Genomic DNA, 13,955 nt, shown 5'->3' on the forward strand with positions numbered 1-13,955 from the left:
GTCCTTCGCGGTGCTCGGCTACTACGCCGTCGCGAACGCCTCCGCGTGGACGCTGACTCCGGAGGAAGGCAGACCGCCGCGCGTGGTTCCGGTGGTCGGCGCCATGGGCTGCGTGGTGCTGGCCTGCACCCTCCCGCTGACGTCCGTGGTATCAGGCGCGGTCGTGCTGGCGATCGGGGCGGCGATCTACGTCGCGCGCCGATCTCTCGCACGGTAGCGCCGCGCCCGCACTCCGCGGCAGTATCGCGCGGGCAGCGCTGTGACGAGCGGTGCCGGCAGTGCGGTGACAGCGGGCGCGGTGCCGACGGCAAGCGATTCGCCGGGCCGATCGGTTAGCCGGCGCCGTCGGTGACGCGCAGGATCTCGGGCAACGGCAGCCGCGGCGTCGGGTCCGGGCGCGGTTGATTCTCCGGCGCCCGCCCGACGCGAATCAGTACCTGCGGGAAGGCATTGCGGCCGAGCAACCGCGTGACCACGCTGCGACTGCGCGGGACCTCCGTGAGATGGGTCAGCGGGCAGGTGGCGTAGCCGGCGAGCGTGCACTCCAGCAGGACGGTGGACAGCACCCGTCCGCAGGCCAGCCATTCGTCGGCGCTGTCGCCGTAGGTCGACAGCACGAGGATCTTCGACCGGTCGATGCGCACCTCGGTGCGACGTGGTTCGCCGGTGACCGTGGGCAACCTCCGCCCGACGTCGACGCGTCCGCGTTCCTCCTCGCTCACCAGCGCTTCCCGGGGAATGCCGGTTCGGGCCACCACATGCCCTGTCCACCAATGCAATTCGGCGTGATAGTCGGCATCGTAGCGGCGTACGGAGGCGGTGAGCTCCGACGCCCGGGCCAGTTCCGCGCGGCTGTCGTCGGGCAGGACGTCGACGATGGTGTCCTCCGGGTCGACCATCGTGCGCAGGACGGTCTCGAACGGCTCCCAGCCCTCCGGTTCGTCGAACGGGAGCCGATCGGTGTACCGGCGCGCCATGGCGCCGGCGCGTTCGCGGTCACCGTCGGTGATGTACGGCGAGGGCTCGAACCGGACATCGGCGAGGTGGGTGCGGTCGTTGGGGTTCGGGAAGGTCGCCACGATCGTGCGCCACCCGTGGGCGGCCATCGCCGCGCGCAGGTGGTCGAGCACGACGCCGCAGCTGATCACGAGCTGTCGGCCGGTGTTGTCGGTGGTCGGCAACATGCGTTCGTGCACGCTGAACAGCCGCAGCTGCGCACCGTCGAACATCCACCGCCACGGCTGACTGTTGTGCAGCGACGGCGCACGGCCGGCCATCCGGACCGCTGTCTCGACGACGTCGCGTGAGGGCACTGTGTTCATATGTCGACGGTAGGTTCGCGCCGTGCGCTGCGGAGGGGCCGTTGGTCCCGAGGTGCCGCGACCATGGTCCGCGACACCGGCATCACGGCAATCGCCTCTCGTCACCGTGCACGCACCGTTCGAGCAGTAACCGGCGCTCGGCGGCGGCCACCGTGCGGCGGGCGTTGCGCACCGCGTCCGGGGTGACCGAAATCGAGGTGATCCCCGCCGCGACGAGATGTTCGGCGAATTCGGGCCGGGTGGACGGGGCCTGCCCGCACAACGACGACGTGATGCCCAGTTCGCGTGCCGAGGTGACGATGCGCCGGATGGCATGCAGGACGGCCGGATCCGATTCGTCGAACAGTTCGGCGCACTCCTCGGAATCGCGGTCCACACCGAGGATCAGCTGCGTGAGATCGTTGCTCCCGATCGACACCCCGTCGATTCCGAGCCGCACGTACTCGGGCAGCCAGTGCACGACCGACGGTACCTCCGCCATGATCCACCGGTGCATACCCCGGTCGTGGCCCAGCGGCGAGGCGTCCACCAGTTCCAGGCAGGCGGCCAGTTCCCAGCGGGTGCGCACGAACGGGATCATCAGATGCAGATTCGGCGTGTATTCGCGCACGCGTGCCAGCGCCGCCAGTTCCAGCCGGAACACATCCGGTTCGTGGACGTAGCGGTAGCAGCCGCGATACCCGATCATCGGGTTGCGTTCGTTCGGCTCGAAACCCTCACCGCCGGTGAGGGTGCGAAATTCGTTGCTGCGCAAATCCGTTGCGCGGTAGACGACCGGGCGCGGGGCGAAGGCCACGGCGATGCGGCGCAGGGATTCGGCCAGGGTGGCGACGAATTCGTTCTCGTCGCCCGCCGCGATCACCGCGCGGGGATGGCGGCCGCCCAGCGCGCGCGTCAAGAGGGTTTCGGCGCGCAGCAGGCCGACGCCGTCGACGTCGGAATCGGCGACGCGCTCGGCGATTTCGGGCAGGGCGAGGTTGACATAGATCTTCGTTCCGGTGGTCTCGGTGACCGGGGCCGCCGGCGGCATGGTGGCGGTCGCGGCAGGAGCGGACGCGGTTGCCGCCTCGGCAGCCCGCTCTTCCGGGCTGTCCGCGCGAATCCGGCCGGCCTTCGCGTCCACGACGATGCGCTGGCCGTCGTGCAGGGATGTGGTGGCGGTCCGCGCGCCGACGATGCAGGGGATACCCAGTTCGCGGGCCACGATCGCGGCGTGACAGGTCATGCCGCCGCTGTCGGTGACCAAGGCCGCCGCCCGCGCAATCGTCGGCAGCCAGTCCGGGTTGGTCATCGGCGCGACCAGGATCTCCCCGTCGCGCAGCGCCGATCCCTCGGCGGGTGAACGCAGGATGCGCACCGCGCCGCGGGCTCGTCCGGGGGCGGCCGGCAAGCCCTGCAGCAAGACGGCCGCAGGCGTCTCTTCCGTTGCCGCCGAGAGTGTTTCGTCGGGCAGAGTGGTGATCGGCCGCGCCTGCACCAGCCACAGCCGCTGGTCGTCGAAGGCCCACTCGACGTCCTGGGGGCGGCCGTAGTGCCGCTGGACTTCGAGCGCGAGGCGCGCGACCGCGGTGGCCTCGTCGGTGGTCAGCACCGGCCGATGCGATTCGTCGTCCGGGAGGTCGACGCGGCGGTCACCGTCCTCGTCGGCGAAGATAGCGAAACGCTGTGCACCCCTGCGGGATTCGGTCAGCGTCGGGCCGTCCGCGGCGAAGACGTAGGTGTCGGGCTCGACCGCGCCGGATACGACCACTTCACCCTGTCCGCGCGCGGCGTCGATGACGACCCGGTCCCGCCTGCCGGTGGTCGGGTCGGCGGTGAACGCCACGCCCGCGCACCGGACCGTCACCATCTGCTGCACGACCACCGCCATCTCCGGCCGCCGGTCCATGCCGCGGCGGGCACGGTAGGTGAGAACGCGCGGAGTGAACAGGGACGCCCAGCATTGCCGGACCGCGTCGAGAAGCTCGGCGTCGCCACGAATATTGGTGCGCGACAAGTTCATTCCGGCGAAGGAGGCATCGGCGCTGTCCTCGCCGACCGCCGAGGACCGCACCGCGACGCGTACCCGGTCGCCGAGCCGGTGGTACCCGTTCACGATCGCCTCCTCGATCGCCCCGTCGAGCCGGGTCTCGTGCACCAGGTCGCGCATGCGGGAACACAACAGGTCGAGCTGCGCGCGGCCCACGTCGTCCGCGGCGACGGCGCTGCGCAGTGCCTCGGCATGCAGGGAGTCGATCTCGGGCCCGTGCGGCCCGGCGGCGACGGCCGTCTCGTAGGTCGATCGCAGGATCACGAATCCCGGCGGCACCGGAAGTTTCGCCGCGACCATCTCACCGAGATTGGCCCCCTTGCCGCCCACCTGGCCGGCATCGGTCAGCCGAATATCGTTCAGACTTGCCACATAGTCGCCCATCACGGCTCCGATCTGCTGAAAAGGGTCTCGATGCCAGACTCGCGCGTCCCGCCCGCCGGGACCATGGCCGAAGGTCCTCGATCCGGTGAGCGGAACGCCCACCACTGCGGATCAGAGACCACCGGGGTAGTGGGAGGTCGGCTGCCGGGATTCACGCGGGACGGGGGCACGGCTGGATTCTTCGGTGGACAGGGATCGGCTATTGCGAGTCCGGAGCCGTCCCCTGGTGGGCGGGGCGGCCGACAGGCAGCCCGAGAGCCGAGCGATCGCAGGCGGTGACCAGGTCGGTGGCGGTGATCAGACCGGTGAGCCGGCCGAACCTGTCGACCACCGCGACCGCATCGAGTTTGGGCCGCAGAACGACTCGGGTGGCGACATCGGCGAGAAGATCGTCGCGCCCGACGATCGCGACCGCGCGCAGCGGCCGGGCGACCGAACGCACCAGGGTCGTCTCGCGCGCCGGGACGGCGGTCGCGGTGAGATCCGACCACGCGACCACGCCGATCGGGTGGCCGAGCGCGTCGACGACGGGGAACACGCGATGGCCGGTCTGCGGTGCGCTCGAGTTCAGTAGCTGGATAATCGTCCACTCGGCCGGCACCGCCATCGGATTCTCGGTCATGATGTCGCGAACTCTGGTGTCTCCCAGCCGATGCCGCAGGCCCGCAGCGGCGAGTTCGCGGTTGGCGGCGGTCTGCAGGAACCATCCCAGCAGCATCAGCCACAACCCGCCGAACTGCCGGAGCACGATGATGTCGACGGCGCCGACTACGACGAGGGCGGTGCCGAGCACCCGGCCGCCGCGCGCGGCCACGGTGGTGGCACGCAACCGGTCGCCGGTACGCCACCAGACGAGGGCCCGCACGACCCGGCCGCCGTCGAGCGGCGCGCCGGGCAGCAGATTGAACAGTCCCAGAACGATATTCGTGGCCGCGAGCCAGGCGAGCGCCGCGGTGGCGGCGCTGCCGGGCCGTCCGCTGTCCACGGCCACCGCGACGACGGCGAACAATCCGCCCAGCGCCAGACTCGTCGCCGGACCGGCGATCGCGATCCGGAAATCGCTGCGCGCGTCGGGCGGTTCGTCGCCGAGTTCGGACGCCCCGCCCAGCAGCCAGAGCACGATGCGCTCGACCCGCACCCCGTGCCGCCGGGCGACGATCGAATGGGCCAGTTCGTGCGCGGTCAGGGAGGCGAACAGGGTCACCGCGGCGAGCGCGGCGACGGACCAGGTGAAGGCCGGGCTGCCGCTGCCGCGCAATTGCACGCCGAGCATCCAGACGAACAGCGCAACGGTGACCAGCACCGACCAGTGCGCGCCGACACGGATACCCGCGACCCGGCCCAAAGGAATTGTCTCGTGCAACATCCGGCCACCTCGCTCCCGGTGTCGTCGCACCGGCCCACGGAACATTTCGGGTCGTCGCGTGCCCGGCCGGGCAACGCGCCGCGGCGCGCCGATGCGTCGACCCGGCGATCGGCCCGCCTACCGCCAGTCTGTGCCGGTGCCGAGTCCTGGGGGAGGGGCGAGATTCCCGGCGTCCCGGGACCAATGTCCCTCGTGGACGCCGAGCACATCCGGGCCGGGGCCGGACGTTCCGGCGTGGGGACCGTCGGCCGGTCGGTGAGGTCTTTCGCCCCTGCCACCGGCCGGTCGCGCCGATCACGCTGGATCGCGAACGCGGAAACGGACCCGCGCGGAGGAGATGCTCGAGATGGACATGCAATCGCCGATGATGCAAGCAATGCACGCCGTGATGATGTGGCTGCACCAGATGGGGATGTGCCCGATGATGCAGATGCCGATGTGACCGCCGGATGCGGGCAGAAAGTGAGGAAGTACCGCGATGATGATGTGGTACGGAAACGGCGTCAGCGGCTGGGGTTACGGCTTGATGTTCGCGGGCATGGTGATCTTCTGGGTGCTGGTCGTGGTGGCGATCGTGGCCGTACTGCGCTACCTCGCCCGGCCCGAGACCGTCGCCTCCGACCGCGGCCGCCCCGGACCGTCCCCGCAGCAGATCCTCGCCGAACGCTTCGCCCGTGGTGAGATAGACGACGAGGAGTACACCCGTCGCATGCGGACACTCGATCACTAACCGGTCCGGCGCCGGCAGGCCGACCGTCGAATCCCAGGGAGCCGCCGTGGCGCGCGAATTGCCGTTCGGATCGCTGTATCGGCACGGGTTCGTGCGTGTCGGCGTCGCCGTGCCGTCGGTGCGGGTGGCCGATCCCGAGTACAACGCCGAGCAGACACTGCTGCTCGCGCGGCAGGCCGCCGCCGATTCCGTGGTGCTCACGCTGTTTCCGGAACTCGGCCTCTCCGGCTACTCCGCCGAGGACCTGTTCCACCAGGATGCGCTCGACGACGCGGTGCGCGCGGCCGTCGACCGCGTGGTCGCCGAGAGCGCGGACATCGACAGTGTGCTGGTCGTCGGGGCTCCGCTGCGGGTGCGGGAGCGACTGTTCAACTGCGCGTTGATCATCGACCGCGGCCGCGTCCTGGGGGTCGTGCCGAAGAGCTACCTGCCGAATTTCCAGGAGTTCTACGAGAAGCGGCAGTTCTCCGCGGCTCGCGACGCCGTCGACGACCACACCACCGTTGCCGGCCAGCGGGTGCCCTTCGGCGCCGAGCTGCTGTTCGAGGCGGTGAACCTGCCCGGCTTCGTGCTGGCGGTGGAGATCTGCCAGGACGCGTGGGTTCCGTTACCGCCCAATGTCTTCGCCGCGCTGGCGGGCGCGACCGTGCTGGCGAATCTGTCGGCGAGCAATATCGTCGTCGGCAAGGCGGACTACCGCAGGCAACTGTGTGTGTCGACCTCGGCGCGCAACATCGCGGCCTATCTGTACACCGCGGCCGGACAGGGCGAGTCCACCACGGATATGGCGTGGGACGGTCAGGCCCTGATCTGCGAGAACGGCACCCTGCTCGCCGAAAGCGATCGCTTCGCCGCTGACCCGCAACTGGTCACCGCCGATATCGATCTGCAGCGGCTGGCCGCGGATCGGCTGCGGCTCAACAGCTTCACCGACAACGCCCACGACCATCACGAGCGGGTCACCCGGTTCCGGCGGCTCGAGTTCGAGGCGCCGATCCCGGCCGGCGCACCACCACTGCGGCGCGAGATCCCGCGCTTTCCCTACGTCCCGGCCGATCCCGGCAGCCGCAATCGGCGCTGTGCCGAGGTCCATCACATCCAGGTCGCCGGGCTCGCCACGCGGCTGGCCGCGACCGGATCCCAGCACCTCGTGATCGGCGTGTCCGGCGGCCTCGATTCCACGCTCGCGCTGATCGTCGCGGCGCAGACCATGGATCGGCTGGGTCTGCCGCGGTCGCAGGTGCTCGCCTACACCATGCCCGGCTTCGCCACGAGCACGCGGACGCTGGAGAACGCGCGCCGGCTGATGCGCGCCGTCGGAGCGACCGCCGGTGAGATCGACATCCGGCCCTCGGCGACGCAGATGCTGCGCGATCTGGGTCATCCAGCGGCCGACGGGGCGCCCGTCTACGACACCACCTACGAGAACGTGCAGGCCGGGGAGCGCACCTCGCATCTGTTCCGGCTCGCGAACATGCACCACGGCATGGTCGTCGGGACCGGCGACCTGAGCGAATTGGCCTTGGGCTGGTGCACTTTCGGCGTCGGCGACCATATGGCGCACTACAGCGTGAACGCCTCGGTGCCCAAGACGCTGATCAAATATCTGATCGCCTGGACCGCCGACCGCGGTGAGCTCGGTCCGGAGGCGAGCGCTGTGTTGCATTCGGTCCTGGAGACCGAGATCTCACCGGAGCTGGTGCCCGGCGCGGCGCTGCAGAGTTCCGAGGCCACCGTGGGCCCGTACGAATTGCAGGACTTCCACCTCTACCACCTGCTGCGGTTCGGATTCCGGCCCAGCCGCATCGCCTACCTCGCCGAACACGCTTGGAGTGACCGCACCCGCGGCGGCTGGCCCGACCTGATCCCCGAGGATCAGCGTCACGAATACGACCTCGCGACCATCAAGCACTGGCTGGCCGAATTCCTGCGCCGCTTCGTGCAGACCAGCCAGTTCAAACGATCGACCCTGCCGAATGCGCCCAAGGTCGGGTCCGGCGGATCGCTGTCGCCGCGCGGGGACTGGCGGGCGCCGAGCGACGCTCCCGCCGCGGCCTGGCTGGACGAACTCGCGCGCAACGTTCCCGGCTGAGCGGCCGCCGCATCGACAGGAGTCGACCACAACCGCGTGGCGAGATTCGTCGGATGAGGACTTTCGGCCGCATCGCGGCATCGGCCCTCGTCTCTACCGTTGAGAACAACGGCCGAGCACCTCGCGGGTCGTCGCACGGAAGGAGGGCGCCATGACCCCCGATCCAGCCTCCGACATCCGGCATTCCGCCGCGGCGGCCGTCGTGGTCGGTGTCGACGGTTCCGGGCACGCCGATCTCGCGGTGGACTGGGCCGCGGGAATGGCGGCGCAGCGCGGACGGGAACTGCGCATCGTGCACGCGCTGGACCTGAACCGGATTCAGCTCGGTATCGGCTCGCTCGATTCGCCGGCGGCCGCCATGCTTTCCGCAGCTCGTGAGCGCGGTGCGGCGCTGGTCGAACGATCGGCGCAGCGCGTCCGGGCAGTACTGCCGGGGCTGCGGATCTCGACCGAGGTCGTCGACCGTGATCCCGCCAGGGCGCTGGTGAACGCCAGTGTGTCGGCCTACGCGGTGGTGCTCGCGGCCCACGGCACGCACCGGCTGCCCGGCCACTTCGGGTCGACGATGTCGGCAGTGGCCGCCCATGCGGCCGGGCCGGTGCTGGTGGTACGGACCGATCCGCACGAGAAGGGCCGCGTACACACCGAGGGCCCCGTCGTGGTCGGCGTCGACGGCGGGCCGGTCAGCGAGGCGGCCATCGGCGCCGCCTTCGAGGAAGCCGCCGAGCGCGGGGCCGAACTCGTCGCCGTGCACGTATGCCACGACGTCTACTACGGGCAGTTCGCCGATGATCCGCACATTCTGTATTCGGCTCGCGAGGTCGAGGTGCGCGAACGTGCCGTGCTGGCCGAACGGCTGGCCGGCTGGCAGGAGAAGTATCCGGAGGTCGCCGTGACGCGTCGGGTGTCGCTGGCCGATCCCGGTGCGGTGCTGCTGGAGTCGTCGAAATCCGCGCAACTGCTGGTGGTCGGGAGTCGCGGCCGGGGCGCGGTGCTCGGCGCGCTGGTCGGCTCCACGTCCCATGCCCTGGTGCAGCACGCCTGGTGCCCGGTCCTGGTCGTCCATCCGCACCCGTGACGCGCTCGCGCCACCGGTTGTTCTCGCCAGAGCAGCACTGCCCGCGGGGTGTCGCCTTTCGTCACTCGCGGCGGCTACCTTCGCATCTGCCGGTGACGCGGCGGAGCGCGCGAGACTGAACCCACCAGCTCGGCAGATCGCCGGCATGTTTCGGAACGGGCCACCACCATGAGCGAATTCGGACCGCTGGACACGGGTTTCATGGAGCTGGAAGACAGCGACCGCCACGTCAACATCGCCATCGCCGCGATCGCGATCGTCGCCGGTCCGGTGCCCAGCCGGGAACGGTTCGAGGAGACCGTGACCCGGGCGCTGGGCCGGAACGAGCGTCTGCGTCAGCGGATGCGGCGCACACCGCTGGACATCACGGCGCCGAGCTGGGAGGACGACCCGGATTTTCGGTTGTCACGCCACGTCCGGTGGGCGGCGCTGCCCGGCCCCCGCGACGAGGGGGCCCTGCGCGAGCTGGTGGGGGAGGAGCTCGCCCGCCGCCTCGATCGCGAACATCCGCTCTGGCAGGTCGTCGTGGTCGACAATCTCGCCGGGGACCGGTGGGCGGTGATCGTCAAGGCGCACCACAGCATGGTCGACGGGATCGCCGGCATCACGGTCTTCGAAGGTCTCTGCGACGAGGAGCCGGAGTCCCCGTCCGAGCTGCCGGTGCCGCCGCCGGACACCACCGTGAGTCTGCGGGCCACGGCGCGGACCGTGATCCGATTGCCGTACACCGCTTCCCGTTTCGCCGTCAGCACGGCACGCACGCTGGTTCCGGTACTGCGCGATACCGTGGTCCCCACCTCGACGTCATCGCTCAACGGCCCGCTGGGCCGCCGGCGCCGGTATGCGGTGGCGCGGACCTCGCTGGCGCAGCTGCACGAGATCGGTGCCGCGTTCGACGCGACGGTCAACGACGTCGCGGTGTCCGCCCTGGCCGGGGCGTATCGACGCCTGCTGAGCGCGCGGGGCGAAGAACCGCAGGCGGATTCGGTGCGGATCGTGATACCGGTCTCGATGCGCTCGGCCGAGGCGAAATACGCGATGGACAACCGGGTTTCGGTCGTCATCGCCGCCTTGCCGGTCGATGTCGCCGATCCGGTACACCGCCTGCAGACGGTGCACGAGCGCATCGCCCGCCATCGGGCGCGTGGCGAGGCGGAGGCGGAGGCGTCGCTGCTGACGCTGGCCGGCCGGCTTCCCGCGGGTATGGCGGCGTGGGCGTTCCGGCTGGCCACCCGCTTCCCGCAACGCGGCATCAGCGCGCTGGCGACCAACGTCCCGGGACCTCGTCACCGGCTGAGCATCGCGGGCGGCGAGGTCGAGCAGGTCTGGCCCGGCATCCCGGTAGCCATGCGGCTGCGCACCACGGTCGCGATGCTGAGCTACGCCGGTCAGTTCACCTTCGGCATCACCGGCGACTACGACACCACCCCCGATATCGAGCTGATCCCGGCGGCGGTCACCGACGAGATCGAGACACTGCTGGCTCGCGCTCGCGCCACCGCCTGAACTCGCCGCACATCCCTCGACAGGGCAAGCGCGCGACAACTCAGGCACCTCGGCGGCGCAACACCCACCGATACACCTCGTCGCACCCCCACACGATGAACGGGAACGGGACGACGAACGCGATCATCCAGGGCGCGAGTGCGGCGGTCCCGAGGACGTCCTGCAGCGGCGGCACATAGACCACCGCGGCGGTCAGCGCCAGCTCGAAACCGATGCCCCATAACAGCATCGGATTCGAGAACACTCCGATCGACCGCAGCGACGCGCGTTCGGTGCGGGCCGCGAAGGCAGTGCCGATCTGGCCCGCGACCATACCGACGAACAGCGTCGTCACGCCCTGCCGGTAGGCATGATGCAGCGCGGTTCCGAGCCCGGTGGGATCGCCCGGATGCCAGCCCGCCGAGAGCAGGACGGCGAAGAATCCGGCCAGGGCCAGCAGGGCGCACACGAGTCCCAGAAACAGCCAGGCACGCAACAACATCCGGCGCCGGATCACCGGTTCGCCGCGGGGTCGCGGCGGTCGGCGCATGATGCCGGGCTCGGCGCGTTCGCGGCCCAACGCGAGGGCGGGAAGCGTTTCGGTGCCCACGTCGAAGGTGAGCAGCAACGGCACCGTCAGCGGAACGGGCACCGCGCCGCCGGACAGCGCGAACACCAGGAACGGCAGCACCTCGGGAGTGGCGTGGGCGAAGATGTAGAAGATGAACTTGCGGATGTTGTCGTAGACCCGGCGTCCGGACTCGACCGCCGCGGCGATGGTGGCGAAGTCGTCGTCGGTGAGCACCATCGTCGACGCCTCGCGGGCGACGTCGGTTCCGCTGCGGCCCATGGCGATTCCGATGTCCGCGCGCCGCAGGGCGGGTGCGTCGTTGGCGCCGTCGCCGGTCATGGCCACCACGTGTCCGGTCTCGCGTAAGGCGTCGGCGATGCGCAGTTTGGCCTCGGGGGAGGACCGGGCGAAGATCACCTCGTCGGCACCGGCGAGAAGTTCGTCCAGCTGGGCCTCGCTCATGGCGTCCAGTTCGGGTCCTGTGACGATGCTCGGGGTGCCGTGCACGATGCCGACCTGGCGGGCGACGGCGGCGGCGGTCGCCCCGTGATCGCCGGTGATGACGACGATCCGGATTCCCGCGGTGCGGCAGCGGGCGACGGCCTCGGGGACCTCCCGGCGTGGCGGATCGACGATGCTGACGACCGCCAGCAGGGTGAGATCGGATTCCGCCGCGGCGGGTGTCGCTGGATCCGGGCGGCCCGTGGGTAGCGGCCGGTCGGCGACGGCGAGCATCCGGTACCCGTCGTGAGCCCGCGCGTCGACGGTCGCGAGAACGTCGGCGCGCCGCCGCTCGGTCAGCGGGCGGCTGGTTCCGTCCGGCGCCACCTCCGCCGTGCACAGCGGGACGACGGTCTCCGGCGCCCCCTTCACGTGGACGGTGTGCACACCGCGGGCGTCGTCGAGGGTGGACATGCGTTTGCGCACCGAGTCGAAGGCGAACTGCCGCAAGCGATGTCCATCCGCGGCCGCCGGACCGAGGGCCGCCGCCGCGGCGAGGACGGCGATATCGGTCGCATCGCCGGCGAGCCCGCCGCTCGGCGACGGATGGGCATTGTTACAGAGTGCCATCGCCCGTGCCGCCCGGCGCACCGGTTCCACTGCCGCGGCGGCGGCGAAGGGGTCGGTGTCACCGGCGGTGGTGGCGACGGTGATCACCCGCATCCGGTTCTCGGTCAGGGTTCCGGTCTTGTCGGTGCAGATGACGTCCGTGGATCCCAGCGTCTCGACCGCCGACAGCCGTTTGACCACCGCGCCGCGAGCCGCCAGCTGACGCACCCCGATGGCCAGGGCCAGGGTGATCACCGGCAGCAGACCCTCGGGCACGTTGCCGACCAGCAGCCCGACGGCGAAGATCACCGCGTCGAGGAACGGCAGCCCGGCCCCGAAGATCGCGAGCGGAATGAACGCTGCGCCGAGCAGGACCGAAATCGCCGCGATCAGCCACGCCACCCGCCGCACCTGATGTTCGAGCGGACTCTCCTCGGTGCGCACCCGCTCCGACAGCGAGGCGATCCGGCCCAGTTCGGTGCGCATACCGGTGGCGAACACGACCGCGGACGCTTCGCCCTGGGTGCATGCCGTGCCGCTGAAGATCACGTCGGTGGCCTGCAGTAACGGCACGGTGGAATCGACCGGCCCGGCGCCGCGGTGGACCGGCACCGATTCACCGGTCAGCGCCGACATATCCACTTCGACCGTGCCGTCGAGCAGGCGGGCATCGGCCGAGATCTTGTCCCCTTCGGAGACGATCAGCACATCGCCCGGCACCAGGTCGGCGGTGTCGACGCTCCGGCGCGACCCGTCGCGAACAACGGTGGCGTGCAACGGAATGAATGCGGCCAACGCCTCGACGGCATGTTCGGCGTGGCGTTCCTGAACGAAGGCGAAGACGGCGTTGAGCACGATCACCGACAGAATCGCGATCGCCACCGCTTCGATGCCGACGGAGAACGCCAGCGCCGCCGCGGCCCACAGCAGCAGCGCGAGTGGGTGGGTGAACTGGCGCAACAGTTGTCGCGGCCATTGCCGGGTGCCCCGGCGCCGCAGTGTGTTGGGCCCCGCGTGAATCAGGCGGCGTTGCGCCTCACGGGTGGACAGGCCGTCGCGGGAGCTGCGCAGATCCCGCAGCAGCAGGTCCAGCGGTTCGGTGGCTTCGACCCGAGCGGGCACCTCGGCCGCGTGGTCGGTATCCGGGGAGACGGAGTCGAGCACGGTCGATCAGCCGGGCCGTCGTGCGGTGCTGCGGACCATGATGCCTCCCTCCGGCAGCGGCCGGGTTGGTGACGTCGCTCGTCTTCGACTGTAGGAGCAGCGCTCGCGCGGGACACGGGACTTCGGTCACCACCGTGGCCGACCGGAATGCCCTACTCGGCGGTCCGCCGATCCCGTGAGATGGATCGTATGCCGATCGTCACGCTCACGATGAATCCCGCGATCGATAGTGCCGCCCGCACGGACCGGGTCCTGCCGACCGACAAGATGCGATGCAGCGCACCGCGATTCGACCCGGGCGGCGGCGGTATCAATGTGGCTCGCACGGTGGCGGCGCTCGGTGAGCCCGTCACCGCGATCTATCCCGCGGGCGGGCACACCGGTGTCTTCCTCGAGCAATTGGTGCGCGCGGCGGGTGTCCCCTCCCATGCCGTGGCGACCGCCGAGCCGAGCCGGGAGAATGTGGCCGTGTTCGCCGACGACACCGGGGAGCAGTACCGGTTCGTCTTCCCGGGCCCGCGGCTGACACCGGCCGAACAGCACCGCTGCCTGGCAGCGGTGGAGCACTACGCGCCCGGAGCGGATTACGTGGTCGCCAGCGGCAGCCTCCCGCCCGGGGTCGAATCCGATTTCTATCAGATCCTCGCCGATGTAGCTGCGGCACAGGGTGTTCCGATGATCCTC

At 70.3% G+C, this 13,955-nt stretch carries 9 protein-coding genes and 1 pseudogene; 6 read left to right on the forward strand and 4 right to left on the reverse strand.

Going from position 1 to position 13,955, the window contains the following annotated elements:
• Window positions 1-217: pseudogene (locus RJ03_RS28360) on the forward strand (amino acid permease); the annotation flags it as partial.
• Window positions 218-332: 115 nt separating this feature from the next.
• On the opposite strand, the gene RJ03_RS28365 reads toward RJ03_RS28360, so the two are convergent.
• The 3 genes from RJ03_RS28365 to RJ03_RS28375 all read right to left on the reverse strand — a co-directional run bounded on the left by RJ03_RS28365 (window position 333) and on the right by RJ03_RS28375 (window position 5,101).
• Window positions 333-1,322, reverse strand: coding sequence for an Acg family FMN-binding oxidoreductase (locus RJ03_RS28365; protein ID WP_036508147.1), 990 nt, complete (start codon window positions 1,320-1,322; stop codon window positions 333-335).
• 82 nt (window positions 1,323-1,404) lie between these two features.
• Window positions 1,405-3,735 (reverse strand): phosphoenolpyruvate synthase, encoded by a 2,331-nt coding sequence (gene ppsA / locus RJ03_RS28370; protein ID WP_036508149.1) that lies wholly within the window; start codon window positions 3,733-3,735, stop codon window positions 1,405-1,407.
• A 199-nt stretch (window positions 3,736-3,934) separates the two neighbouring features.
• Window positions 3,935-5,101 (reverse strand): site-2 protease family protein, encoded by a 1,167-nt coding sequence (locus RJ03_RS28375; protein ID WP_063820457.1) that lies wholly within the window; start codon window positions 5,099-5,101, stop codon window positions 3,935-3,937.
• A 478-nt stretch (window positions 5,102-5,579) separates the two neighbouring features.
• Here RJ03_RS28375 and RJ03_RS28380 point away from each other — a divergent pair, with 478 nt between their 5' ends.
• From RJ03_RS28380 to RJ03_RS28395, 4 genes are all read left to right on the forward strand, one after another.
• Window positions 5,580-5,831 carry an SHOCT domain-containing protein gene (locus RJ03_RS28380; RefSeq protein ID WP_036508151.1) on the forward strand — a complete coding sequence of 84 codons (252 nt, stop codon included), beginning with the start codon at window positions 5,580-5,582 and terminating at the stop codon, window positions 5,829-5,831.
• A 46-nt stretch (window positions 5,832-5,877) separates the two neighbouring features.
• Entirely contained in the window at window positions 5,878-7,923 is a 2,046-nt protein-coding gene (locus RJ03_RS28385; RefSeq protein ID WP_036508152.1) for an NAD(+) synthase, read from the forward strand.
• A gap of 151 nt (window positions 7,924-8,074) precedes the next feature.
• The gene (locus RJ03_RS28390) at window positions 8,075-9,001 is read left to right on the forward strand and encodes a universal stress protein (protein WP_036508154.1); all 927 of its coding nucleotides are present in this window, start codon (window positions 8,075-8,077) and stop codon (window positions 8,999-9,001) included.
• 168 nt (window positions 9,002-9,169) lie between these two features.
• Entirely contained in the window at window positions 9,170-10,507 is a 1,338-nt protein-coding gene (locus RJ03_RS28395; RefSeq protein ID WP_036508156.1) for a wax ester/triacylglycerol synthase family O-acyltransferase, read from the forward strand.
• A gap of 40 nt (window positions 10,508-10,547) precedes the next feature.
• Here RJ03_RS28395 and RJ03_RS28400 read toward each other — a convergent pair whose 3' ends face one another.
• Window positions 10,548-13,271, reverse strand: coding sequence for a cation-translocating P-type ATPase (locus RJ03_RS28400; protein WP_083871387.1), 2,724 nt, complete (start codon window positions 13,269-13,271; stop codon window positions 10,548-10,550).
• 189 nt (window positions 13,272-13,460) lie between these two features.
• Between RJ03_RS28400 and RJ03_RS28405 the strand changes: the two genes are divergently transcribed.
• On the forward strand, window positions 13,461-13,955 hold a 495-nt coding region (locus tag RJ03_RS28405), incomplete at its 3' end, for a 1-phosphofructokinase family hexose kinase (protein WP_036508162.1).

This window comes from Nocardia aobensis NBRC 100429, assembly GCF_000308375.1.
Classification (GTDB): Bacteria; Actinomycetota; Actinomycetes; order Mycobacteriales; family Mycobacteriaceae; genus Nocardia; species Nocardia aobensis.